Origin of the sequence: Pseudomonas sp. N2-3-1-14 (assembly GCF_041228395.1) — a bacterium.
In the GTDB taxonomy this organism is placed as follows: Bacteria; Pseudomonadota; Gammaproteobacteria; order Pseudomonadales; family Pseudomonadaceae; genus Aquipseudomonas.
The window spans coordinates 674,404-697,971 of the sequence record NZ_CP166199.1; the positions used below are offsets into that span (position 1 = coordinate 674,404).

Consider the following 23,568-nt stretch of genomic DNA (forward strand, 5'->3'; position numbering starts at 1 on the left):
GATCCTTAAAGGAGTGCGGCACATGTCAAAAGGGCATTCGCTACAAGACCCTTACTTGAATACTTTACGTAAAGAGAAAGTGGGGGTTTCCATCTACCTGGTCAACGGGATCAAGCTGCAAGGCACGATCGAGTCGTTCGACCAGTTCGTGATCCTGCTGAAAAACACCGTCAGCCAGATGGTTTACAAGCACGCTATCTCGACAGTCGTTCCCGTTCGTCCTATCCGTCTGCCTAGCGCAACTGATACCGAACAGGGTGACGCTGAGCCAGGTAACGCCTGATAGGAGTCTCCTTTGTTCTTTGAGCGCCACGGTGGTGGTGAGCGAGTAATCCTCGTTCACTTGGATGGACAGGACCCTGAGGCGCGCGAAGATCCGCAGGAGTTTCAGGAGTTGGCAAATTCGGCCGGCGCCGAGACCGTTGCGTTTTTTAACGTACCGCGTCATCGGCCAACCGCCAAATTCCTGATCGGCAGCGGCAAGGTCGAGGAACTGCGCGACCTGGTCCATGCTGAAGAAGCCGATCTGGTGATCTTCAATCACACCCTCACGCCTAGTCAGGAACGTAACCTCGAACGTGTTTTCGAGTGTCGCGTGATCGACCGCACCGGTTTGATTCTCGATATTTTCGCCCAACGCGCCCGTACCCATGAAGGCAAGCTCCAGGTCGAACTGGCCCAGCTTGACCACATGAGCACCCGGCTGGTTCGCGGCTGGACTCACCTTGAGCGTCAGGGTGGCGGTATCGGCATGCGCGGTCCGGGTGAAACCCAGCTGGAAACCGACCGCCGTCTGCTGCGGGTTCGCCTGCGTCAGATCAAGGGTCGCCTGGAAAAAGTGCGCAGCCAGCGTGAGCAATCGCGTCGCGGCCGCATGCGGGCGGATATCCCTACCGTTTCCCTGGTGGGCTATACCAACGCCGGCAAATCCACCCTGTTCAATAACGTGACGAAATCGGACGTGTACGCGGCCGACCAACTGTTCGCCACCCTCGACCCGACCTTGCGCCGTCTGGAACTGGACGACCTGGGGCCGATTGTCCTGGCCGACACCGTGGGTTTCATTCGTCACTTGCCTCACAAGCTGGTCGAGGCGTTTCGGTCTACGCTCGAAGAGTCGAGCAATTCCGACCTGCTGTTGCACGTGATCGATGCGGCCGAACCGGATCGCATGTTGCAAATCGAGCAGGTGATGGTGGTGCTGGGCGAGATTGGTGCACAGGACTTGCCGATCCTCGAGGTCTATAACAAACTCGATTTGCTTGAAGGCGTTGAGCCACAAATTCAGCGTGATGAAGACGGCAAGCCCCAGCGGGTCTGGCTGTCGGCGCGCGATGGCAGTGGTTTGGAATTGCTTGAACAAGCCATTGCCGAGTTGCTGGGTAGCGATTTGTTTGTCGGCACCTTGCGCTTGCCTCAGCGTTTTGCTCGACTGCGTGCACAGTTTTTCGAGCTGGGTGCCGTACAGAAAGAAGAATACGACGAAGAAGGTGTCAGCTTGCTGGCCGTTCGATTGCCGCGCTCGGAGCTGAATCGGCTGGTCAGCCGTGAAGGTGTGGTGCCGACGGAGTTCATCGAACAACACACTTTGCAATAAAAGCCTCCGAAAGCGGTTGTGCCGCAGTAGCAGGCATTCTGTAGCATTGGTCGGCGCGCCGTGGGTGCGTCTTTGCTTTATCAGATGGAGAGCGCTATGGCTTGGAATGAGCCGGGTGGCAACTCGAATAATCAGGATCCTTGGGGTGGTAAGCGCCGCAATAATGGCGACCGCAAGGGGCCACCGGATCTCGACGAGGCCTTCCGAAAGCTGCAGGAAAGCCTGAATGGGTTGTTCGGTGGTGGGAAAAAACGTGGTGGTGACGACGGCGGTCGCACAAGCAAGGGCGGTGGCTATGGCCTGCTGGGCCTGGGTCTTGTCGTGCTCGCAGCCGTGTGGCTGTACAGCGCGGTTTACGTCGTGGACGAGCAGGAGCAGGCCGTGGTGCTGCGCTTCGGCAAGTACTACGAGACTGTCGGCCCGGGCCTGAATATCTACTTCCCCCCGATCGACAAGAAGTACATGGAAAACGTCACGCGTGAGCGTGCCTATACCAAGCAGGGCCAGATGCTGACCGAAGACGAGAACATCGTCGAAGTGCCGCTGACCGTGCAGTACAAGATCAGCAACCTGCAGGACTTCGTGCTGAACGTTGATCAGCCGGAAATCAGCCTGCAACACGCAACCGAAAGTGCACTGCGTCACGTGGTCGGTTCCACCGCCATGGACCAGGTGCTGACCGAAGGTCGTGAATTGATGGCCAGCGAGATCAAGGAGCGCCTGCAACGGTTCCTCGACACTTATCGCACCGGTATCACCGTTACCCAGGTGAACGTACAGAGCGCAGCTGCACCGCGCGAAGTGCAGGAAGCCTTTGACGACGTGATCCGCGCCCGTGAAGACGAGCAGCGTTCGCGCAACCAGGCAGAGACCTATGCCAACGGCGTCGTGCCGGAAGCGCGCGGTCAGGCCCAGCGTATCCTCGAGGATGCCAATGGTTACCGCGACGAAGTGGTTTCCCGCGCCAAGGGTGAGGCGGATCGCTTCACCAAGCTGGTCGCCGAGTACCGCAAGGCTCCGGAAGTCACGCGTGAGCGTCTGTACCTGGACACCATGCAGGAAGTCTTCAGCAACACCAGCAAGGTTCTCGTGACCGGCAGCAAAGGTGGGCAGAACAACCTGCTGTACCTGCCGCTGGACAAGATGATCGAAGGTGGTCGTAGCAGCACCAGCGCACCGGCTACCGGTTCGACCGCTGCTGCCAATGAAGCGAGCGCCCGTGCGGCCGCTGACTTGCTGCAACAGCAAACACGTACCAGGGAGAGTCGTTGATGAGCAATAAATCGCTGACCGCCCTGATTGTGGGCGTCGTCGTGGTCATCGCTGCCTGGAACTGCTTCTACATCGTGTCTCAGACCGAGCGCGCGGTGTTGCTGCAATTCGGTCGTGTGGTCCAGGCGGATGTCCAGCCGGGCCTGCATGTGAAAGTCCCCTACGTGAACCAGGTGCGCAAGTTCGACGGCCGCCTGATGACCTTGGATGCACCGACACAGCGCTTCCTGACCCTGGAAAAGAAAGCCGTGATGGTTGACGCCTACGCCAAGTGGCGCGTCAAGGATGCCGAGCGTTTCTACACCGCGACATCCGGCCTCAAGCAGATTGCCGACGAGCGTTTGTCGCGCCGTCTGGAATCGGGCCTGCGTGACCAGTTCGGTAAACGCACCCTGCACGAGGTGGTGTCCGGTGAGCGTGATGCGCTGATGGCTGACATCACGCGTTCGCTGAACACCATGGCTGAAAAAGAACTGGGCATCGAGGTTGTTGATGTCCGGGTCAAGGCGATCGACCTGCCCAAGGAAGTGAACCGCAGCGTGTTCGAGCGTATGAGCACCGAGCGTGAGCGTGAAGCCCGTGAGCACCGCGCCAAAGGTAACGAGTTGGCCGAAGGTATCCGTGCGGATGCCGACCGTCAGCGCCGTGTACTGCTGGCAGAGGCCTATCGCGAGTCTGAAGAGGCCCGTGGTGATGGCGATGCTCAAGCTGCGGCGATCTACGCCAAGGCTTACGGTCAGGATCAGGAGTTCTACGCGTTCTACCGCAGCCTGCGCGCTTACCGTGAAAGCTTCGCGAACAAAACCGACGTCATGGTGCTGGACCCAAGCAGCGACTTCTTCCGCTACCTGGAAAAGTCCAAGTAACCAGCCGGTGATTCTGTAGGACACACTCCGTCGGGCGGCTAAAATGCCTGGCGGGGTGATCCTTTCAGAAAACGGGTGTATGATGCGGCAGCCGGGAAATTCCCGGCTTTTTTGCGTCTGCATGTTTGATTGTTGTGGTGCGTTGCAGACGCCACAGGTTTTTCGAGGAAAGTGCCCGACGAGGCCGCTAGCAGGCCATTCGTCACGTCGTTCTTGCGCGTTGTTTATGCAGGGGTCGGGCATTTTCTGCTTCACTCAGGGCTCGGCCGAGGGCTGGCCGCCCGGATCATAGGGGAATGGCGTAATGGCAACGGTAGACCGCTGGCTGCTGCCAGATGGCATCGAAGAAGTACTGCCACCAGAAGCTGCGCGCATTGAAGTAGCGCGTCGCCAGGTGTTGGATCTGTTCCAGAGCTGGGGTTACGAGTTTGTCGTGACCCCCCATATCGAGTACCTGGAATCCCTGCTGACCGGCGCGGGCCAGGACCTGGATTTGCGCACCTTCAAGGTCATCGACCCGCAATCGGGTCGGCAAATGGGCTTTCGCGCCGACATCACGCCGCAAGTGGCGCGTATCGATGCGCACACCCTGCGCCGCGAAGGTCCCAGCCGTCTTTGCTATGCCGGCAGCGTGCTGCATGCGCAACCGCGTGCCTTGTCGTCTTCGCGTAGCCCGATTCAATTGGGCGCCGAGTTGTACGGTGATGCCAGCCCGAGCAGCGACGTTGAAGTGATCAGCTTGATGCTGGCCATGCTGCAACTGGCTGACGTGCCGGATGTGCACATGGACTTGGGCCACGTCGGTATCTACCGTGGCCTGGCCCGCGCGGCCGGTTTGTCCGGTGAAGTGGAGCAGCAGTTGTTCGATGCCCTGCAACGCAAGGCTATCGATGAAGTGATCGCCCTTACCGAGGGTGTACCTGCTGACCTCGCCGGCATGCTGCGCGCGCTGGTTGATCTGTGCGGTGGCCGTGAAGTGCTGGTGGCTGCGCGCGAGCGCCTGGCCAATGCGCCGGCGTCCGTATTGGCGGCGCTCGATGACGTGCTGGCGATTGCCGAGCGTTTGTCGGCGCGCTTCCCGCAACTGCCGCTGTATTTTGACCTGGGCGAATTGCGCGGCTACCACTACCACACCGGTGTGGTGTTCGCCGTGTTTGTACCGGGTGTTGGCCAGGCCATCGCCCAAGGCGGTCGTTATGACGATATCGGCGCCGACTTCGGTCGCGCCCGTCCGGCGACCGGCTTTTCCACCGATTTGAAAACCCTGGTGACCCTGGGGCGTGCTGAGGTCGAGCTGCCGTCTGGTGGCGTCTGGATGCCCGACAGCACGGACGCAGCACTCTGGCAGCAGGTTTGCCAGTTGCGCAGTGAGGGTCAGCGTGTCGTCCAGGCTTTGCCTGGGCAGCCATTGGCCGCCGCCCGTGAAGCGGACTGCGACCGGCAATTGATTCTGCAGAACGGGCTTTGGCAAGTATCGCCACTGGCTTCTTGAGTTTTCCTGCCGGCCATCGCCGGCACCAAGTTTGCGCGAATGAGGACAAGTGTTATGGGTAAGAATGTCGTAGTCCTGGGCACCCAATGGGGTGATGAGGGCAAAGGCAAGATCGTTGATCTGCTGACCGAACATGCTGCCGCCGTAGTGCGCTACCAAGGTGGCCACAACGCTGGCCACACCCTGGTCATCGATGGCGAAAAAACCGTCTTGCACCTGATCCCGTCGGGCGTATTGCGCGAAGGCGTACAGTGCCTGATCGGCAACGGCGTGGTGGTTGCACCTGACGCCCTGCTGCGCGAGATCACCAAGCTGGAAGAAAAGGGTGTGCCGGTGCGCGAGCGCCTGCGTATCAGCCCGTCCTGCCCGCTGATCCTGTCCTTCCACGTTGCGCTGGACCAGGCCCGTGAAAAGGCCCGTGGCGAGCTGAAGATCGGTACTACCGGTCGCGGCATCGGCCCGGCCTACGAAGACAAGGTTGCACGTCGTGGCCTGCGTGTGGGCGACCTGCTCAACATGCCGCGCTTTGAAGACAAGCTGCGTGAACTGGTGGACTACCACAACTTCATGCTCGTTGGTTACTACAAAGAGCCGGCCATTGAGTTCGAAAAGACCCTGGCCGAGTGCAAAGAGTACGCCGAGCTGCTTAAGCCGCTGATGCTCGACGTGACGGCTGAGCTGCACGACCTGCGTCGCGCCGGCAAAGACATCATGTTCGAAGGCGCCCAGGGCTCGTTGCTCGACATCGACCACGGCACCTACCCGTACGTGACCAGCTCCAACACCACCGCTGGCGGCGTTGCTACCGGTTCGGGTGTCGGCCCGATGTTCCTGGACTACATCCTGGGCATCACCAAGGCTTACACCACGCGCGTAGGTTCGGGCCCGTTCCCGACTGAGCTGTTCGACGAAGTCGGCGCGCACCTGGCCAAGCAAGGTCATGAGTTCGGCGCCACCACCGGCCGTGCTCGTCGTTGCGGCTGGTTCGACGCGGTTATCCTGCGTCGCGCTATCGATGTGAACAGCATCTCGGGCATCTGCCTGACCAAGCTGGACGTACTCGACGGTCTGGAAGCCATCAACATCTGCGTCGGCTACAAAGATGCAGACGGTAAGGACGTTGCGCCAACCGACGCCGACAGCTACGTGGGCCTGCAGCCTGTGTACGAAGAAGTGCCGGGCTGGACCGAGTCCACCGTGGGTGCCAAAACCCTGGAAGAGCTGCCAGCCAACGCCCGTGCATACATCAAGCGCGTTGAAGAGCTGATCGGTGCGCCAATCGACATTATTTCGACGGGCCCGGACCGCAACGAAACCATCGTTCTGCGTCACCCGTTCGCTTAATAAGCTGTTGATGTAAAAAGCAAAGGGCTCCTTCGGGAGCCCTTTTTCGTATCCGGCTGGCAAACGGCACGACCCTTGCTATGGTTCTTTCTTTCGCGGTGCTATCAAATTAATGGCACCCGTGGTGGAGGGATTTCCAGTGTCTGCCGTTCTCTCATTGTTACAAAGCCGGCTGTTGCGGCCGGTGTTCGTTACCCTTGGTATCGCTCTTTTGGTGCAAGTGCTGGTCGCCGTCGCTCTGACGCGGAGCACGGTCACCGCATTGGAAGCCGATCTGGGCAACCGCCTGGGTATCGACAGCCAGAAACTGTCCGGCGAGCTGGCGCAAGCCGGCAAGGAAGTCACCTCCAGTCTGGACAGTCTGTCTTCGAGCACGCGCCAGCGTCTGACGGCGGGGCTTTCCACGCGCTTGCAGGATGAGCAGAAGCAACTGCGTGCGACCCTGGAAAAAGACCTGCAAGACTCGGCCAGCGACATGGCACAACTGCTGGCCTCGGTGGCGCCACGCGCCATGTGGGACAGCGACGTGCCAACGCTGTCGGAGTTCGCTCGTCGCGCTCAGCGCAATCCCAACGTGCTGTTTGTGGTTTACGACGATGCGGCCGGCGAGCATTTGACCCGTTATCTGAACCGCGACAACCCGATCAACCAGGCGTTGCTGGCCAAAGGTCAGGGCGACCGTGCGCTGGATAAAGTCCTGGATGCGGCGAAAAATGATCCTGCCGTGTTCTACGTCGAAGCGTCGATCAGCCCCAATGGCGTAGAGATTGGCAAGGTGCGCATGGGCGTTTCGACCGCGGCGGTAGAAACCGACCTGGCGGCGCTGGACAAGCGTTTTGCCGCGCTGATCGCCAGCAGCGATCAGCTGGTGGGCGACAGTCTTAAGGGTGCTGCCGCAGACAGCGCGGCCTCCATGGGCGCGCGGCTGCAGTCTGCGCAAGCCACCGCCACGCAGATGGCCGCCAACACCACCAGCGCCGTGCAGGAGACCGCAGGCACCTTGCGCTGGCGCATCGGCATGGGGCTGGCGATGGTTGGGTTCGGCGTATTGCTGCTGATCGCTGTCGTGCTGGGGCGCCGTGTGGTCAATCGTCTGAAGCTGCTGATTGCGGCCATGGATGATCTGGCGGCGGGCGAGGGCGACCTCACCAAGCGCGTGCAAATCAGCAGCAAGGACGAGATCGGCGACATGGCCTCGGCGGTCAATCGCTTTGTGGATAAGTTGCAGCCCATCGTGCGCGAGGCCGGCGATGTGGCCCAGCGCACCGGCGTGGAAATCGGCGCGATGACGTTACGCAATGCCGGCGCTGATGCGGCGGCGGGCCTGCAGCGTGATGAGGTGGCCGAGAGCTTGCGCGCGCTGTCGCAAATGGCCGATGAGGCCCAGGCCGAAAGCCACGCGATGCAGGCGGCGTTGCAGCAGGTGGTGGATATTCGCCAGGCCACGGATGAAAACTCGCGGACGTCGGCGGAAGTTGGCAGCTTGATCGAGGCGTTGGCCGGGCAGGTGCAAGCCGGCTCCCAGGTCATTGAGCGGCTGGCTCAGCAAAGCGAGCAAATTGAAGTGGTGCTCACAGTGATTCATGGCATTGCCGAGCAGACCAACCTGCTGGCGCTCAACGCGGCCATCGAAGCGGCGCGTGCCGGTGAGACCGGGCGTGGTTTTGCGGTCGTGGCCGATGAAGTGCGGGCGCTGGCGAGTAAAACCCAAAGCTCGACCGGTGATATCCAGGCGCACATCGTGGCGTTGCAGCAAGGCGCGCGCGAGGCGGTGGAAACCATCGGCAAGGCCGGGCGTCAGGCCAATGAAGGTTTGCTGGTGCTGCGCGACAGCGTGCGCTTGCAGCAAACGGTGCAGGCTTCAGTGGAGCAGGTGCACGCAGCAATTGGGTTGGCGACGCGCGCGGCTGAGCATCAGGCGCAGGGTGCGCATGCGGTGCGTGGGCGGGTCGAGGTGATTCATGCCCAGGCCGAGCGTGCTGCGCAGGCGGTGGTTGAGACTACCGCCAGTGGCAAGGTGCTGGATGGGTTGGCGGCGCAGTTGAAGGCGAGCCTGGGGCAGTTTCGGGCTTAGCGCCGCCTGTACCGGCGCTATCGCAGGCAAGCCAGCTCCCACATTGGAATGCACTCGAATGTGGGAGCTGGCTTGCTGCGATAGCGGTCTCAGCGGCTCAGATACATCCGAGTCGTAAGCAGATACACCGGCAACCCCGACACCAGAATCAACAACGCCGCATAAGGCGCCGCCGCCGCGAACTCCACATTCGAGGTATGCGCCCACACGGCCGTCGCCAGCGTGTTCAACCCCGTCGGACTGAGCAGCAACGTCGCCGTCAATTCCTTCATTGCGTCCAGAAACACCAGCGCAAACGCCGCGCCCAATGCCGGGAAAATAATTGGCAAGGTCACCCGGCAAAATGCGCTGAACGACGAGGCGCCTAGCGTGCGCGCTGCCTCTTCCAGTTGCGGCGCCGCCTTGTTCAAGGCCGTACGGATCGGCGCCTGTGCCAGTGGCAAAAACAGCAGCGCATAGGCAATCAAAAGCAGCGCGGAAGTCTGGTACAGCACCGGCACGTAATGCAGGGCGAAATACACCAGCGTCAATGCGATCACCAAGCCGGGCAGGGCATGCAGCAGGTACGGCAGGCGCTCGGCCCAGATCGCCAGTTGGCCTTTGTAGCGCACCACCAGTAGCCCGACCGGCACGGCCAGCACCAGGCAAAGCGCCGCGCCGCCCAGTGACAGTGCCAGCGACGACAGCAGTGCCTCACTGATCTCGGCCACGGGAAACGCTGCCGATGAGCCCACCGCCAGCCAATACCCAAGCATCCACAGTGGAATGCCGCTGCCAATGATCGCCAGCGCCAGGCAATACACCTGACCCAGTGGCGCCCACTTGCCCAGCTTGACCTGTTCGGCATGCCGCGCCGCGCCCTGGCCAATGCGCACGTGCCGGCCCTTGCCGCGCACGCGCAGTTCCAGCCACAGCAGCGTCAGGCACATCACCAGCAACACCGCCGACAGCATCGCGGCGTTGGCATTGCTGAATTCCAGTTCAAATTGTTGGTAGATCGCGGTGGTAAAGGTTTGCAGGCCGATGATCGACAGCGCGCCGAACTCCACCAGCATATGCAAAGCAATCAACAGCGCCCCGGCCAGTAGCGAAGGCCACAGCAAGGGCAGTGTGATACGAAAAAAGACGCCCCAGCGATTCAGCCCCAAGGTGCGGGCCGACTCTTCCAGGGAAGGATCAAGATTGCGCAGCGTCGCCGCCACCGGCAGAAACACCAGCGGGTATTTGGACAGGGTCATCACCAGGATCGCCCCGCCCAAGCCTTCGAAGTTGGCGCTCAGTGACACCCAGGTAAAGCTGCTGACAAACGCCGGCACCGCAAACGGCAGGCACAGGATCACGCCCCATATGCGCCGCCCGGGCAAGTTGCTGCGCTCGAGCAGCCACGCCAGGGACAGGCCGATCACGCCGCAGGCGACCGTCACGCCAATCATCAGCGCCAGGGTGTTGCGCAGCAGGCCGAATACATAGGGGCGCCACAAAAGGTGTATCGCCTCCGCCCAGCCCGCCTGCCATGCTTTGGTGCCGACATAGACCAGCGGCAGCAGGCTCAAGCCAACCAGAAACAGGACGGGGATCAGCAACCAGATCGACGGGCGCTTGCGTCGCGGGCTCAAACCCCCGCGCAAGGCAGGGGCGGATAGCGATGGGTTCATCAGTTCAAGCCAACGTCACGTTCCAGGTCCAGGGCTTCTTCGGCATTGCCAAGGTCCGCAGGGGTGACTTTCGGCGGTTGCAGCTCGCTGAACGGCTTGAGGCCACGGTTGGATTCCATGCCCTTGCGCAGCGGGTATTCGGCCGAGGTGTTGGTGATCACGCGCTGGCCTTCTTCGCTGGCCATGAAGGCGAGCAACTGTTGGGCTTCCTTGGGGTGCTTGCTGGATTTCAGCGCGGCAGCCGAAGACACGGTGATCAGGCCGCCCGCGTCGCCATCGGTGAAGTAATGCAGCTGGGAATCCAGGTTGGTTTTTTCCTTCTTCAGGGCAAACCAGTAGTAGTTATTCACCAGCACGGTGGCGACTTCGCCGTTTTCCACAGCCTTGAGGGCGACCATGTTATTGCTGTAGACCTTGCCGAACGCGCGCAGGCCGGTCAGCCATTCTTCAGCGGCTTCGCGGCCGTGCAGTTTGATGATCGCCACGGCTTGTTCCTGGAACGCGCCGCTGGTAGGGACGAAGCCGACTTTGCCTTGCCACTCGGGGCCGGCGAAATCCAGAACCGACTTGGGCAGGTCTTTTTCGGCGATCAGTTTGGGGTTGAACGCGACAACGCGGGTGCGTGCGGTGACGCCCATCCAGTCGCCGTTGCTGCCGACATAATCCTTGGGCAATACGTCGAGGGTGCTGGCATCGATCTTGGCCAGCAGGCCTTGTTCGCCAAGTTTGTTCAGTGGCGGCGACTCTTCGGTGTAGATCACGTCGGCAGGGGAGCGGTCGCCTTCTTCCACGACCTGGCTGGCCAGCTGGTTGCTGCTGCCCTTGCGCACATTGACGTGGATGCCGGTCTTGGCTTCGAAGGCTTTGGCGAGTTCATCGCCGACCTCCTTGTGTTGGCCGTTGTACAAGGTCAGTGCAACCTTGTCGGCAGAATAGGCAGCGGGCGAGAGCAGGGTCAGGCCGAGCAGAGTGATGGTCAGGCCACGCAGAAGGGATGTCTTGAGACGGGTATCGCGGATCATCATCCGGGGTTTTCCTCACTTGAGTGCAACAAATCCTTACAAGGATAAACGATAAAACTTCTCAAGTGCGGACAAGCGGGGAAATCGCCAGGCAGGTTTTCAAACCCCGGAAACGAAAAAACCCGCTTTCGCGGGTTTGATCTGAATTTGGTGCCCAGGAGAAGACTCGAACTTCCACGACCTTGCGATCACCAGCACCTGAAGCTGGCGTGTCTACCAATTTCACCACCTGGGCTTATCAACAACGCTTGCGCCGTTGATGGAGCGAACTATACGGAGGGCTTTTTGATCTGTAAACCCCTGATTCAAAAATATAAATCAAGATTCTCGTTAAAAATCAAAGGCCTGAAACGCAAAAACCCGCTTTCGCGGGTTTTTGGAGGCTCGAGGCAGAACCTTGAGTTTGAAATTGGTGCCCAGGAGAAGACTCGAACTTCCACGACCTTGCGATCACCAGCACCTGAAGCTGGCGTGTCTACCAATTTCACCACCTGGGCAGCATCAACAACGTTGCCGTCGTCGATGGCGCGCACTATACGGAGGCGATTTTGCGCTGTAAAGCCCTGCTATGAAAAAATCCTGGAAAATTTCGTCAATGGTCGTGCAAGGTGCGTTCCGAGGGCGACAAAGGCCTATAAAACGCTTGTTGATGCCTGAAATTTCCCGTTTCAATACGCGTATGCCAAACTAACCCGCATATAGACAAGGTGAAAACTCTCTAATGGCCGATTGGCAGTCCCTCGATCCCGAGGCCGCTCGTGAAGCGGAAAAATATGAAAACCCTATTCCTAGCCGCGAACTGATCCTGGCGCATCTCGCCGATCGTGGTTCGCCTGCTAGCCGCGAGCAGTTGGTTGAAGAATTCGGTCTGACCACCGAAGACCAGCTCGAAGCCCTGCGCCGCCGTTTGCGTGCCATGGAGCGCGATGCCCAACTGATCTACACCCGCCGAGGCACTTACGCGCCTGTGGACAAGCTCGACCTGATCCTTGGCCGCATCGCCGGCCACCGTGACGGCTTCGGCTTCCTGATTCCGGACGACGGCAGTGACGACCTGTTCATGAGCCCGGCGCAAATGCGCCTGGTGTTCGACGGCGACCGTGCCCTGGCGCGCGTTTCCGGCCTCGACCGTCGTGGTCGCCGTGAAGGCGTGATCGTCGAAGTGGTGTCGCGTGCCCACGAGTCCATCGTCGGCCGTTACTTCGAAGAAGGCGGCATCGGCTTTGTCGTGCCGGATAACCCGAAGGTCCAGCAGGAAGTGCTGATCACCCCGGGCCGCAATGGCGCTGCCAAGGTCGGCCAGTTCGTCGAGGTGAAAATCACCCACTGGCCAACTGCGCGCTTCCAGCCGCAGGGCGACATCGTTGAAGTGGTCGGCAACTACATGGCGCCGGGCATGGAAATCGACGTTGCATTGCGCACCTATGATATCCCTCACGTCTGGCCAGAGGCTGTGCTCAAAGAAGCCGCCAAGCTCAAGCCGGAAGTGGAAGAAAAAGACAAAGAAAAACGCATCGACCTGCGCCATCTGCCGTTCGTCACCATTGACGGCGAAGATGCCCGCGACTTCGACGATGCGGTTTACTGCGAAGCCAAGCCTGGCAAGCTGCGCCTGTTCTCCGGTGGCTGGAAGTTGTTCGTCGCGATTGCCGACGTGTCCAGCTACGTGAAGATCGGTTCGGCCCTGGATAACGAAGCTCAGGTGCGCGGCAACTCCGTGTACTTCCCTGAGCGCGTGATCCCGATGCTGCCTGAGCAGCTGTCCAACGGCCTGTGCTCGCTGAACCCGAAAGTCGACCGTTTGGCCATGGTGTGCGAGATGACTATCTCGAAAACCGGCGAAATGACTGACTACCAGTTCTACGAGGCGGTGATTCACTCCCAGGCGCGCCTGACCTACAACAAGGTCAGCACCATTCTGGAACAGCCGAAAACCAGCGAAGCCAAGGCCTTGCGCGGTGAGTACGGCCATGTCGTGCCGCACCTCAAGCAGCTGTATTCGCTGTACAAGGTATTGCTGGGCGCTCGTCATGTACGTGGCGCGATCGACTTTGAAACCCAGGAAACCCGAATCGTCTTTGGCTCCGAGCGCAAGATCGCGGCGATCACGCCGACCACGCGTAACGATGCTCACAAGCTGATCGAGGAATGCATGCTGGCCGCCAACGTGGCCACTGCCGAATTCCTGAAAAAGCACGAGATTCCTGCGCTGTACCGCGTGCACGACGGCCCGCCGCCGGAGCGTCTGGAGAAGCTGCGCGCGTTCCTCGGTGAGCTCGGCCTGTCCCTGCACAAAGGCAAGGACGGCCCGACGCCGAAGGACTACCAGGCACTGCTGGCAAGCATCAAGGACCGTCCGGATTACCACGTGATCCAGACCGTGATGCTGCGCTCTCTGAGCCAGGCGGTGTACAGCGCGGATAACCAGGGCCACTTCGGCCTGAATTACGAGGCGTACACCCACTTCACCTCGCCGATTCGCCGTTACCCGGACCTGCTCACGCACCGCGCGATCCGCAGCGTGATCCATTCCAAGCAGAACACCCCGCACGTCAAGCGCGCTGGTGCCATGACCATTCCGAAGGCGCGGATCTATCCGTACGACGAAGCGGCCCTGGAGCAGTTGGGCGAGCAGTGCTCCATGAGCGAACGCCGTGCCGACGAAGCCACCCGCGACGTAGTGAACTGGCTCAAGTGCGAGTTCATGAAGGATCGCGTTGGCGAATCGTTCCCGGGTGTGATCACCGCCGTGACCGGCTTTGGCCTGTTCGTCGAGCTGACCGACATCTACGTCGAAGGTCTGGTGCACGTTACCGCGTTGCCGGGCGACTACTACCACTTCGACCCTGTGCATCACCGCCTGGCGGGCGAGCGCACCGGTCGCAGCTTCCGTTTGGGCGACACGGTGGAAGTGCAGGTCATGCGCGTCGACCTCGACGAGCGCAAGATCGACTTCGGCATGCCAGATAAACCAGCCGAGCCGACTGGCCGTAAAAAACGTGGCGCCGAGACAACTGCGCCGGCAAGCAAAGGCAAAGGTGCTCCTGCGAAAGCCGCGGTCGCCGAGCCTGCGTCAGCCAAACCTGCGCGTCGTTCGTCTGCCAAGGACAAGGCCCCCGAAGCCTACCGCCCAAGCGATGCTGCTGCGAAAAACGCCGAGCTGCGCAAGAGCCGCGAGTTGAAGCAGCAGTTGCTCAACGAAGCCAAAAGCGGTGGTAAAGCGGCGTCTGGGGGAAAGTCCCGCGAGGCGGAAAAACCGTCGAGCAAGCCGAGCAAACATCGTAAAGGCCCGCCAAAAGCGGGTTCGGCCCCCGCGAAAAGCGGCGGGTCGCGCAAACCTAAGGCCAAGTCATGAGTCTGGAAAAAATCTACGGCGTGCACGCCGTAGAAGCACTGCTGCGTCATCACCCTAAGCGCGTCAAACAGGTGTGGTTGGCCGAAGGTCGCAGCGAGCCGCGCGTGCAAGCGCTGGTCGAGCTGGCGACCCAGAATAAAGTTGCCATCGGCCAGGCCGAGCGTCGTGAAATGGACGTGTGGGTAGAAGGCGTTCACCAGGGTGTGGTGGCGGATGTCAGTCCGAGCCAGGTTTGGGGCGAGGCGATGCTCGACGAGCTGCTCGACCGTACCGAAGGTGCGCCGCTGCTGCTGGTACTGGACGGCGTGACCGACCCGCACAACCTCGGCGCCTGCCTGCGTTCGGCGGATGCTGCCGGCGCGCTGGCAGTGATCGTGCCTAAAGACAAGTCGGCCACCCTGACGCCAGTTGTGCGTAAAGTGGCCTGCGGCGCGGCGGAAGTGATTCCGCTGGTGGCCGTGACCAACCTGGCGCGCACCCTGGAGAAACTCCAGCAGCGTGGCCTGTGGGTCGTGGGCACGGCAGGCGAGGCTGAGGTCAGCATTTACGACCAGGACCTCACCGGCCCGACCATCCTGATCATGGGTGCCGAAGGCAAAGGCATGCGTCGCCTGACCCGTGAGCATTGCGACTACCTGGTGCACTTGCCGATGGCCGGTAGCGTCAGCAGCCTCAACGTTTCAGTCGCAACGGGCGTCTGCCTGTTCGAAGCCCAGCGCCAGCGCGGCGCGAAGGCCAAAGCCAAGAAATAAGGCTTAAGAGCGACGCAAGACCCTGTGGGAGCCGGGCTTGCCCGCGATGGCGGTGTGTCAGTCAGCAGAGAGGTTGACTGTGCCATTGTCATCGCAGGCAAGCCAGCTCCCACTTTTGTTTTGGTGTATTGGAGATTGTTCAAATAATCACCAATCACCTTGCGCCGTTTCTCCCCCTTCTCTACAATTGCGCCCCTTGCCTTCCTGGCAGGCATTTATGTGCCTCCCTGCGGCAAGATCCATAAGTGTCATTCACTCCTTGTCTGACCGTTTTTGAGCGGCAGGCTACAACCCGTAAGGAGCATTCATGCGTCATTACGAAATCATCTTTTTGGTCCACCCGGATCAAAGCGAGCAAGTCGGCGGCATGGTTGAGCGTTACACCAAGCTGATCGAAGAAGACGGCGGCAAAATCCACCGTCTGGAAGATTGGGGCCGTCGTCAACTGGCCTACGCAATCAACAATGTTCACAAGGCTCACTACGTGATGCTGAACGTTGAGTGCACTGGCAAGGCCCTGGCCGAGCTGGAAGACAACTTCCGCTACAACGATGCAGTGATCCGTAACCTGGTCATCCGTCGCGAAGAAGCCGTTACCGGCCAATCCGAGATGCTCAAGGCTGAAGAAAACCGCAGTGAGCGCCGTGAGCGTCGCGACCGTCCTGAGCACGAAGGCGCCGAAAGCGCTGATAGTGATGACAGCGACAACAGCGATAACGCTGACGAGTAATCCACGGACCTTTTAAGGAGCCTATCAAATGGCACGTTTCTTCCGTCGTCGTAAATTCTGCCGCTTCACCGCTGAAGACGTGAAAGAGATCGATTACAAAGATCTCAACACTCTGAAAGCTTACGTATCCGAGACCGGCAAAATCGTTCCAAGCCGCATCACCGGTACCAAAGCACGTTATCAGCGTCAGCTGGCCACCGCTATCAAGCGCGCCCGCTTCCTGGCCCTGCTGGCCTACACCGACAGCCACGGCCGCTGAGACCGGGCAGTCGACAAGTAGTAAGGGATTGAATGCATGCGCGCCTTAGCTGAGTTCATCATGCGCGGTCGCGTGCAGGCCACTCTGGTAGTGGCTGGATGTGCGGCATTGCCGTTGCTTTATTGGTTGGGTGCTGCCGCAGGTTGCCTTGTGCTGCTGCGGCGCGGTTTGAAGGACGCCCTTGGCGTTCTTGCCCTGGGTTTGTTGCCGGCCTTGATCTGGTGGCTGCAAATGGGTGATCCACGGGTACTTCTGGTACTGCTGGGGTCATCGAGCCTTGCGTTGGTTTTACGCGCAAGTGAGTCCTGGGTCCGCACGCTGCTGGTCAGCGTGGCATTGGGGTTGGTGTACTCAGTGATGCTTGGCGCGGCTTTCCGCCCGCAAATCGAGGCGCTGTCGCAGGAAATCGTCAAGATCCTGCCGTTGGCCCTCGGGGATCTCTACCAGCATTTGTCGGTAGATGAGCGAGCGCGGTTTGTGTCACTGATTGCTCCGGTCTTGACCGGCCTGATTGCGGCATTGTTGCAGGTCGTCAGCGTGCTGAGCCTGATTCTTGGGCGTTATTGGCAGGCGTTGTTGTACAACCCGGGTGGTTTTGGTCGCGAGTTTCGCAGTATCAGAATTCCCGCGGGGCCGGCGATGTTGCTGCTGGCGTGCATGGTTGTCGGACCGAACTTCGGTCCACAGATGGCCTTGCTGGCGCCGATTTGCAGCGTACCGCTGGTGTTTGCCGGACTGGCCCTGATTCATGGGCTGGTTGCGCGAAAGCGCCTGGCCAAGTTTTGGCTGGTGGGGTTGTACGTGACGCTGTTGCTGTTCATGCAGCTGATCTATCCGTTACTCGTGGTTTTGGCCATTGTCGACGGCCTGATTGATTTTCGCGGTCGTCTGGCGTCGAAAGACGCTGATAACGCGAACGGTGAAGGTTAAAAGTTAGAGGATTTTCACATGCAACTGATCCTTCTGGAAAAAGTCGCCAACCTGGGCAACCTGGGCGACAAAGTGAACGTTAAGGCCGGCTACGGTCGTAACTACCTGCTGCCATACGGCAAAGCCACCGCTGCAACCGCTGCCAACCTGGCTGCGTTTGAAGAGCGTCGTGCTGAGCTGGAAAAAGCAGCAGCAGACAAAAAAGCTTCGGCCGAAACTCGCGCTGCCCAACTGGCTGAGCTGGAAGTGACTATCACTGCCACCGCCGGTGACGAAGGCAAGCTGTTCGGTTCGATCGGCACCCACGACATCGCTGATGCACTGACCGCCTCCGGCGTTGAAGTGCAGAAGAGCGAAGTTCGTCTGCCGAACGGCACCATCCGCAACGTAGGCGAATTCGACGTAGCCGTGCACCTGCACGCCGAAGTTGAAGCCACCGTACGCGTTGTCGTGGTAGCAGCTTAAAGCAAGCTAACTGACTGGCACCCCGTGTGCCAGGCGGTTAACATCGGGCACGATCCTGTTTACAGGTCGTGCCTTTTGTTTTTCTACAATCCCCTAATTCCAAGTGGCCATGAACGATATTTCAGCTCCTGAGCAATACGATCTGCAAACCGCTGCCCTGAAGGTGCCGCCGCATTCCATCGAGGCCGAACAGGCCGTGCTCGGTGGCTTGATGCTGGACAACAACGCCTGGGAACGCGTGCTGGATCAAGTCTCGGACGGTGATTTCTATCGCCATGACCACCGGCTGATCTTCCGCGCCATCGCCAAGCTGGCCGACCAGAACTCACCGATCGACGTGGTGACCCTGGCCGAGCAGTTGGACAAGGAAGGCCAGACCTCCCAAGTCGGCGGCCTGGGTTACCTGGGCGAACTGGCGAAAAACACGCCGTCCGTCGCCAACATCAAGGCGTATGCCCAGATCGTTCGCGAGCGCGCCACCCTGCGCCAGTTGATCGGCATCAGCACTGAAATCGCCGACAGCGCCTTCAACCCCGAAGGCCGCACCGCCGCCGAGATCCTCGACGAAGCCGAACGCCAGATCTTCCAGATCGCCGAGGCGCGGCCTAAAACCGGCGGCCCGGTCAGCGTCAACGACCTGCTGACCAAGGCCATCGACCGGATCGACACGCTGTTCAACACCGACAACGCCATCACCGGTATTTCCACCGGTTACACCGACCTCGACGAGAAGACCAGCGGCCTGCAGCCGTCCGACTTGATCATCGTCGCCGGCCGTCCATCCATGGGTAAAACCACCTTTGCGATGAACCTGGTGGAAAACGCCGTGTTGCGCAGCGACAAGACCGTGCTGGTGTACTCCCTCGAGATGCCAGGCGAATCGCTGATCATGCGTATGCTTTCCTCGCTCGGGCGGATCGACCAGACCAAAGTCCGTGCCGGTCGCCTGGAAGACGATGATTGGCCGCGCCTGACCTCGGCGGTCAACCTGCTCAATGACCGCAAGCTGTTCATCGATGACACTGCCGGCATCAGCCCCTCGGAGATGCGTGCGCGTACTCGCCGCCTGGTGCGTGAACACGGTGACATCGCCCTGATCATGATCGACTACCTGCAGTTGATGCAGATTCCGGGTTCCAGTGGCGACAACCGGACCAACGAGATTTCCGAAATCTCCCGGTCCCTCAAAGCCCTGGCCAAGGAATTCAACTGCCCGGTGGTGGCGCTGTCGCAGCTCAACCGTTCCTTGGAACAACGTCCCAACAAGCGCCCGGTGAACTCCGACTTGCGCGAATCCGGAGCGATCGAGCAGGATGCTGACGTGATCATGTTTGTGTATCGGGACGAGGTGTACCACCCCGAGACCGAGCACAAAGGCATTGCCGAGATCATCATCGGCAAGCAGCGGAACGGGCCGATCGGCTTTATCCGCCTGGCATTCATCGGTAAGTACACGCGCTTCGAGAACCTCGCGCCGGGCAGTTACAACTTCGACGACGACGAATAATTCTCCAGCGCCTGTAGAGGCCTCATCGCGGGCAAGCCCGCTCTCACACTTGAACGGTGAACACCTTCAAAAGGGGGAGCGGGCTTGCCCGCGGTAGCGTCACCACAATTCCGACCATTACCGTCGGAATTGGTCAAATTTTGTGCTATATTCCGCGCCCGCGATTTTTCATCTCAACACCGGTCACCGTCATGCAAACAGCCAAGCCGTTATTTGACTATCCCAAGTACTGGGCCGAATGTTTCGGTCCTGCGCCATTCCTGCCGATGAGCAGGGAGGAGATGGATCAGCTTGGCTGGGATTCCTGCGACATCATCATCGTCACCGGTGATGCGTACGTGGATCACCCGTCGTTCGGCATGGCCATCATCGGCCGGCTGCTGGAGTCCCAGGGCTTTCGCGTCGGGATCATCGCCCAGCCGAACTGGCAGTCCAAAGACGACTTCATGAAGCTCGGCGAGCCGAACCTGTTCTTCGGCGTCGCGGCCGGCAACATGGACTCGATGATCAACCGCTACACCGCCGACAAGAAAATCCGTTCCGACGACGCCTACACCCCAGGCGGCATGGCCGGCAAACGCCCGGACCGCGCAAGCCTGGTGTACAGCCAGCGCTGTAAGGAAGCCTACAAGAACGTGCCGATCGTGCTCGGCGGCATCGAGGCTTCCCTGCGCCGCATCGCCCACTACGACTACTGGCAGGACCGTGTGCGCAACTCGATCCTGATCGACGCCACTGCCGATATCCTGCTGTACGGCAACGCCGAGCGGGCCATCGTTGAAGTCGCCCAGCGGCTGTCGTGGGGCCACAAGATCGAAGACATCACCGACGTGCGCGGCACTGCGTTCATTCGCCGTGACACGCCGGCGGGCTGGTACGAAGTGGACTCCACGCGTATCGACCGTCCGGGCAAGATCGACAAGATCATCAACCCGTACGTGAACACCCAGGACACCCAGGCCTGCGCCATCGAGCAAGAGAAAGGCCCGGTGGATGACCCGGAAGAAGCCAAGGTCGTGCAGATCCTGGCCAGCCCGAAGATGACCCGCGACAAGACCGTCATCCGCCTGCCATCGGTGGAAAAAGTCCGCGGCGACGCGGTGCTCTATGCGCACGCCAACCGCGTGTTGCATCTGGAAACCAACCCAGGCAACGCCCGCGCCCTGGTGCAGAAGCACGGTGAAGTGGACGTGTGGTTCAACCCGCCGCCCATTCCGATGACCACCGAAGAAATGGACTACGTGTTTGGCATGCCTTACGCACGTGTTCCGCACCCTGTGTACGGCAAGGAAAAGATCCCGGCCTACGACATGATCCGCTTCTCGGTGAACATCATGCGTGGCTGCTTCGGCGGCTGCACCTTCTGCTCGATCACCGAGCACGAAGGCCGCATCATCCAGAACCGTTCCGAAGAGTCGATCATTCGCGAGATCGAAGAGATCCGCGACAAAGTGCCAGGCTTCACCGGGGTGATTTCCGACCTCGGCGGCCCGACCGCGAACATGTACCGCATCGCCTGCAAGAGCCCGGAAATCGAATCCGCGTGCCGCAAGCCGTCGTGCGTGTTCCCAGGCATCTGCCCGAACCTGAACACCGACCACTCGTCGTTGATCCAGCTGTACCGCAGCGCCCGTGCGTTGCCGGGTGTGAAGAAGATTCTGATTGCTTCCGGCCTGCGCTACGACCTCGCCGTCGAGTCGCCGGAATACGTCAAAGAGCTGGTGACCCACCACGTCGGTGGTTACCTGAAGATCGCCCCGGAACACACTGAGGAAGGTCCGCTCAACCAGATGATGAAACCGGGCATTGGCAGCTATGACAAGTTCAAGCGCATGTTCGAGAAGTACACCAAGGAAGCGGGCAAGGAGCAGTACCTGATTCCTTACTTCATCGCCGCCCACCCGGGCACCACCGATGAAGACATGATGAACCTGGCGCTGTGGCTCAAGGGCAACGGCTTCCGCGCCGACCAGGTGCAGGCGTTCTACCCGTCGCCAATGGCCACCGCCACCGCGATGTACCACTCGGGCAAGAACCCGCTACGCAAGGTCACCTACAAGAGCGACGCGGTGACCATCGTCAAGAGCGAGGAGCAGCGCCGTCTGCACAAGGCCTTCTTGCGCTACCATGACCCGAAAGGCTGGCCGATGCTGCGTGAAGCATTGACCCGCATGGGCCGTGCCGACCTGATCGGGCCGGGCAAGGACCAGTTGATTCCACTGCACCAGCCGGCCACCGACAGCTACCAGAGCGCGCGTCGCAAGAACTCGACGCCGGCCGGCAGCCACAAGGTCGCCAAGGAAACCACCACCAGGATCCTCACCCAGCACACCGGTTTGCCACCGCGTGGCAGCGACGGCAGCAACCCGTGGGACAAGCGCGAACAAGCCAAGGCTGCGGCCATGGCGCGCAACAAGCAGGCGGCCAAGGAACGCGCCGACGCGGCCAAGGGCAAGGGCGGCAAGCCTGCGCGCAAGCCGGTCGTGCCGCGTTGATCGCAGCCTGAATATGCAAAACGCCAGCCTCGTGCTGGCGTTTTGCTTTCTAGTCGGTGGGTAGTCTGTTTGTTAAGGTGGCGCGCATTGAATCGCCTTCGCGAGCAAGCCTGCTCCCACATTTGAACGCGCTCTCCATTTGGAATGCGGTCAAATGTGGGAGCCGGGCTTGCCCGCGAAAGCGCCAGTTCAGTCACCACCTATATCAAGGAAGATCACCCCATGAGCAACCCCTTGCTCAACATCGGCATGGACTCCAGCCGCTCCCAGTTCATGGCTCGCCAGCGCATCGAAAGCCAGATCAACCTGCCACGGCTGTTTGCGGCCATCGATGCAGACCCCGGCATTGTCGGCGCGGGCGTCGTGTACATCGACGCCGACTTCAATGTCGTCACACTGCGCGAATTCAAGCCCATCTGCGGCATCAAGCCCAAGCGCATCATTTTGCGTGAGGCGCAGAAGTACATCGCCCCCGCGCAGTTTGCCGATCAGGTGACCAACAATCCGCGTGAGTCTCGGCTCGTGGGGGAGGCCGTCAATACGACGTTGTCTTGTGCCGGCGCAATTCTGGGTTGGATTGTGGTGTTCAGCGGCACTGTCGCGGTACCGCTCACAGGTGGCGCGAGCCTGGTGGTGGCGGGCCTGGGCGCCACTGCGGCGGCGGCCAGTACCGCGCAGTGCGTGGTGGGAGGCATGAGAACGTTCAACGAACTCAACGACCCGACCGCCAACGACGATATGGACAACGAGGAATGGTATCGCTATGCAATGCCGGTCTTGGACGCGGCCTCGCTGTTGGGCGCCGGCGCCTCTACCCTGACGACTGTTCGACTGCTGCAGGCTCGAAAAGCAACGACCGGTAGAAGCTGGTACGAGTTGTCCAAGGGTTTGACCCGCCAGCAACGTAAGGCACTCACCAAAGAGTTGCTAAGCCTGAAAGACCCAAGCCTGAGCAATAAGCTGCTGAAGTTGCGCCAGCGCTCCGGTGAATTGGTGAAGCGCTATTCGGCGACCGAGATCAATCACGCTACCGTTACGCAGATCAGGGATTCCCTCGGTGCCGCCATTGGTTTCACCGGGAGTGCCTTGTCCGGCAACATTCGAACCATTGCAGTGGGGTTGTACGAGGAGCTTGAGTGATGGTGCGCCAAGTCTCGTTAAAAGCTTTTTTGGCTGAGTATTTCCCTGCGTTTATTTGTGCATTTTTCCTTGCCTGTTTTTCCCTGTCCGCTGCCATTTCATTGGCATCCAGTACCTTTTTTCGCGGTGAACCAGAGCGAGCGCGTTACTCCTTTGTAGCGGCGGTTGTCCTGGGGCTGCTCTTGGCAGTCAGCCACTTTGTCATGATCAGGGGCAGAACCTGGGGCGTTTGGGCCATCGTCGCCTTCTACGTGGTGTGCTTTTTGATCGTATTACCAACCTATGGCTATCGGCCCCATATGGCTGCCTATGCCATTGGGTTGCTGTTTCCAATGCTGGGACTGCTGTTGCTCAACAGTAAGCGTCATCGGGAAATGCGCCGTCAGCTCCTGGAAATCCGCCACCAGCGCGAAGCCATGAGCGCAAAGCACAAGGCCCGCTGACTGGGTAGGTGCGCCACCCAGCCTCGCACGCTCGCCATCAATTATGTGCAGCGCGTGCACCATTGGACTGACGACGGCGCCGTTTGGGACTCGACGCCGGCCCGCCGCCACGTGGCCGCGACGGCAGCAACCCGGTCGTGCCGCGTTGATCGCAGCCTGAATATGCAAAA

19 protein-coding genes and 2 tRNA genes are annotated in these 23,568 nt (G+C 60.3%); 17 read left to right on the top strand and 4 right to left on the bottom strand.

Annotated features, from left to right (window positions below; all coding sequences use genetic code 11):
• Positions 1-22 precede the first annotated feature (22 nt).
• The 7 genes from hfq (at position 23) to AB5I78_RS03115 (ending at position 8,645) form a co-directional block, all read left to right on the top strand.
• On the top strand, positions 23-283 hold the full coding sequence (gene hfq / locus AB5I78_RS03085; protein WP_083355553.1) for an RNA chaperone Hfq: 261 nt from the start codon (positions 23-25) through the stop codon (positions 281-283).
• A gap of 12 nt (positions 284-295) precedes the next feature.
• Positions 296-1,597, top strand: a complete 1,302-nt coding sequence (gene hflX / locus AB5I78_RS03090; RefSeq protein WP_106577625.1) for a ribosome rescue GTPase HflX — start codon at positions 296-298, stop codon at positions 1,595-1,597.
• A gap of 96 nt (positions 1,598-1,693) precedes the next feature.
• Positions 1,694-2,869, top strand: a complete 1,176-nt coding sequence (gene hflK, locus AB5I78_RS03095) for an FtsH protease activity modulator HflK (protein WP_106577626.1) — start codon at positions 1,694-1,696, stop codon at positions 2,867-2,869.
• Complete coding sequence (gene hflC / locus AB5I78_RS03100) at positions 2,869-3,735, top strand: protease modulator HflC (RefSeq protein ID WP_017138460.1); 867 nt, start codon at positions 2,869-2,871, stop codon at positions 3,733-3,735. The genes hflK and hflC overlap by 1 nt, the downstream gene beginning before the upstream one ends.
• Positions 3,736-4,039: 304 nt before the next feature.
• Complete coding sequence (locus AB5I78_RS03105; RefSeq protein ID WP_369301567.1) at positions 4,040-5,227, top strand: ATP phosphoribosyltransferase regulatory subunit; 1,188 nt, start codon at positions 4,040-4,042, stop codon at positions 5,225-5,227.
• A gap of 54 nt (positions 5,228-5,281) precedes the next feature.
• On the top strand, positions 5,282-6,571 hold the full coding sequence (locus tag AB5I78_RS03110) for an adenylosuccinate synthase (protein ID WP_122718812.1): 1,290 nt from the start codon (positions 5,282-5,284) through the stop codon (positions 6,569-6,571).
• Between the two features lie 139 nt (positions 6,572-6,710).
• Positions 6,711-8,645: a methyl-accepting chemotaxis protein gene (locus tag AB5I78_RS03115; protein WP_262208759.1), complete on the top strand. Its 1,935-nt coding sequence runs from the start codon at positions 6,711-6,713 to the stop codon at positions 8,643-8,645.
• 89 nt (positions 8,646-8,734) lie between these two features.
• On the opposite strand, the gene AB5I78_RS03120 is transcribed toward AB5I78_RS03115, so the two are convergent.
• The 4 genes from AB5I78_RS03120 to AB5I78_RS03135 all read right to left on the bottom strand — a co-directional run bounded on the left by AB5I78_RS03120 (position 8,735) and on the right by AB5I78_RS03135 (position 11,819).
• Positions 8,735-10,300, bottom strand: coding sequence for an ABC transporter permease (locus tag AB5I78_RS03120; RefSeq protein ID WP_369301565.1), 1,566 nt, complete (start codon positions 10,298-10,300; stop codon positions 8,735-8,737).
• Positions 10,300-11,325, bottom strand: a complete 1,026-nt coding sequence (locus AB5I78_RS03125; RefSeq protein ID WP_119737913.1) for an iron ABC transporter substrate-binding protein — start codon at positions 11,323-11,325, stop codon at positions 10,300-10,302. Before AB5I78_RS03125 ends, AB5I78_RS03120 begins: the two co-directional genes overlap by 1 nt.
• Before the next feature lie 145 nt (positions 11,326-11,470).
• A tRNA-Leu gene (locus AB5I78_RS03130) sits at positions 11,471-11,557 on the bottom strand.
• 175 nt (positions 11,558-11,732) lie between these two features.
• Positions 11,733-11,819 (bottom strand) — tRNA-Leu (locus AB5I78_RS03135).
• Between the two features lie 224 nt (positions 11,820-12,043).
• Here AB5I78_RS03135 and rnr point away from each other — a divergent pair.
• The 10 genes from rnr to AB5I78_RS03185 all read left to right on the top strand — a co-directional run bounded on the left by rnr (position 12,044) and on the right by AB5I78_RS03185 (position 23,398).
• Positions 12,044-14,677, top strand: a complete 2,634-nt coding sequence (gene rnr / locus AB5I78_RS03140; protein ID WP_119737911.1) for a ribonuclease R — start codon at positions 12,044-12,046, stop codon at positions 14,675-14,677.
• Entirely contained in the window at positions 14,674-15,429 is a 756-nt protein-coding gene (rlmB, locus tag AB5I78_RS03145) for a 23S rRNA (guanosine(2251)-2'-O)-methyltransferase RlmB (protein WP_010213600.1), read from the top strand. Before rnr ends, rlmB begins: the two co-directional genes overlap by 4 nt.
• A gap of 307 nt (positions 15,430-15,736) precedes the next feature.
• Positions 15,737-16,159, top strand: coding sequence for a 30S ribosomal protein S6 (gene rpsF, locus AB5I78_RS03150; protein ID WP_003217491.1), 423 nt, complete (start codon positions 15,737-15,739; stop codon positions 16,157-16,159).
• Positions 16,160-16,187: 28 nt separating this feature from the next.
• A complete protein-coding gene (gene rpsR, locus AB5I78_RS03155; protein WP_002551829.1) occupies positions 16,188-16,418 on the top strand; it encodes a 30S ribosomal protein S18 in 231 nt (76 codons plus the stop codon).
• A 36-nt stretch (positions 16,419-16,454) separates the two neighbouring features.
• Complete coding sequence (locus AB5I78_RS03160) at positions 16,455-17,348, top strand: hypothetical protein (RefSeq protein ID WP_145160173.1); 894 nt, start codon at positions 16,455-16,457, stop codon at positions 17,346-17,348.
• Between the two features lie 18 nt (positions 17,349-17,366).
• Entirely contained in the window at positions 17,367-17,813 is a 447-nt protein-coding gene (gene rplI / locus AB5I78_RS03165) for a 50S ribosomal protein L9 (RefSeq protein WP_003171376.1), read from the top strand.
• A 109-nt stretch (positions 17,814-17,922) separates the two neighbouring features.
• Positions 17,923-19,320 (top strand): replicative DNA helicase, encoded by a 1,398-nt coding sequence (dnaB, locus tag AB5I78_RS03170; protein ID WP_017526410.1) that lies wholly within the window; start codon positions 17,923-17,925, stop codon positions 19,318-19,320.
• Between the two features lie 191 nt (positions 19,321-19,511).
• Positions 19,512-21,815, top strand: coding sequence for a YgiQ family radical SAM protein (locus tag AB5I78_RS03175; RefSeq protein ID WP_197625740.1), 2,304 nt, complete (start codon positions 19,512-19,514; stop codon positions 21,813-21,815).
• Between the two features lie 222 nt (positions 21,816-22,037).
• Positions 22,038-22,955, top strand: a complete 918-nt coding sequence (locus tag AB5I78_RS03180; RefSeq protein WP_369301563.1) for an NAD synthetase — start codon at positions 22,038-22,040, stop codon at positions 22,953-22,955.
• Positions 22,955-23,398 (top strand): hypothetical protein, encoded by a 444-nt coding sequence (locus AB5I78_RS03185; RefSeq protein WP_369301562.1) that lies wholly within the window; start codon positions 22,955-22,957, stop codon positions 23,396-23,398. Before AB5I78_RS03180 ends, AB5I78_RS03185 begins: the two co-directional genes overlap by 1 nt.
• Positions 23,399-23,568: the final 170 nt, after the last annotated feature.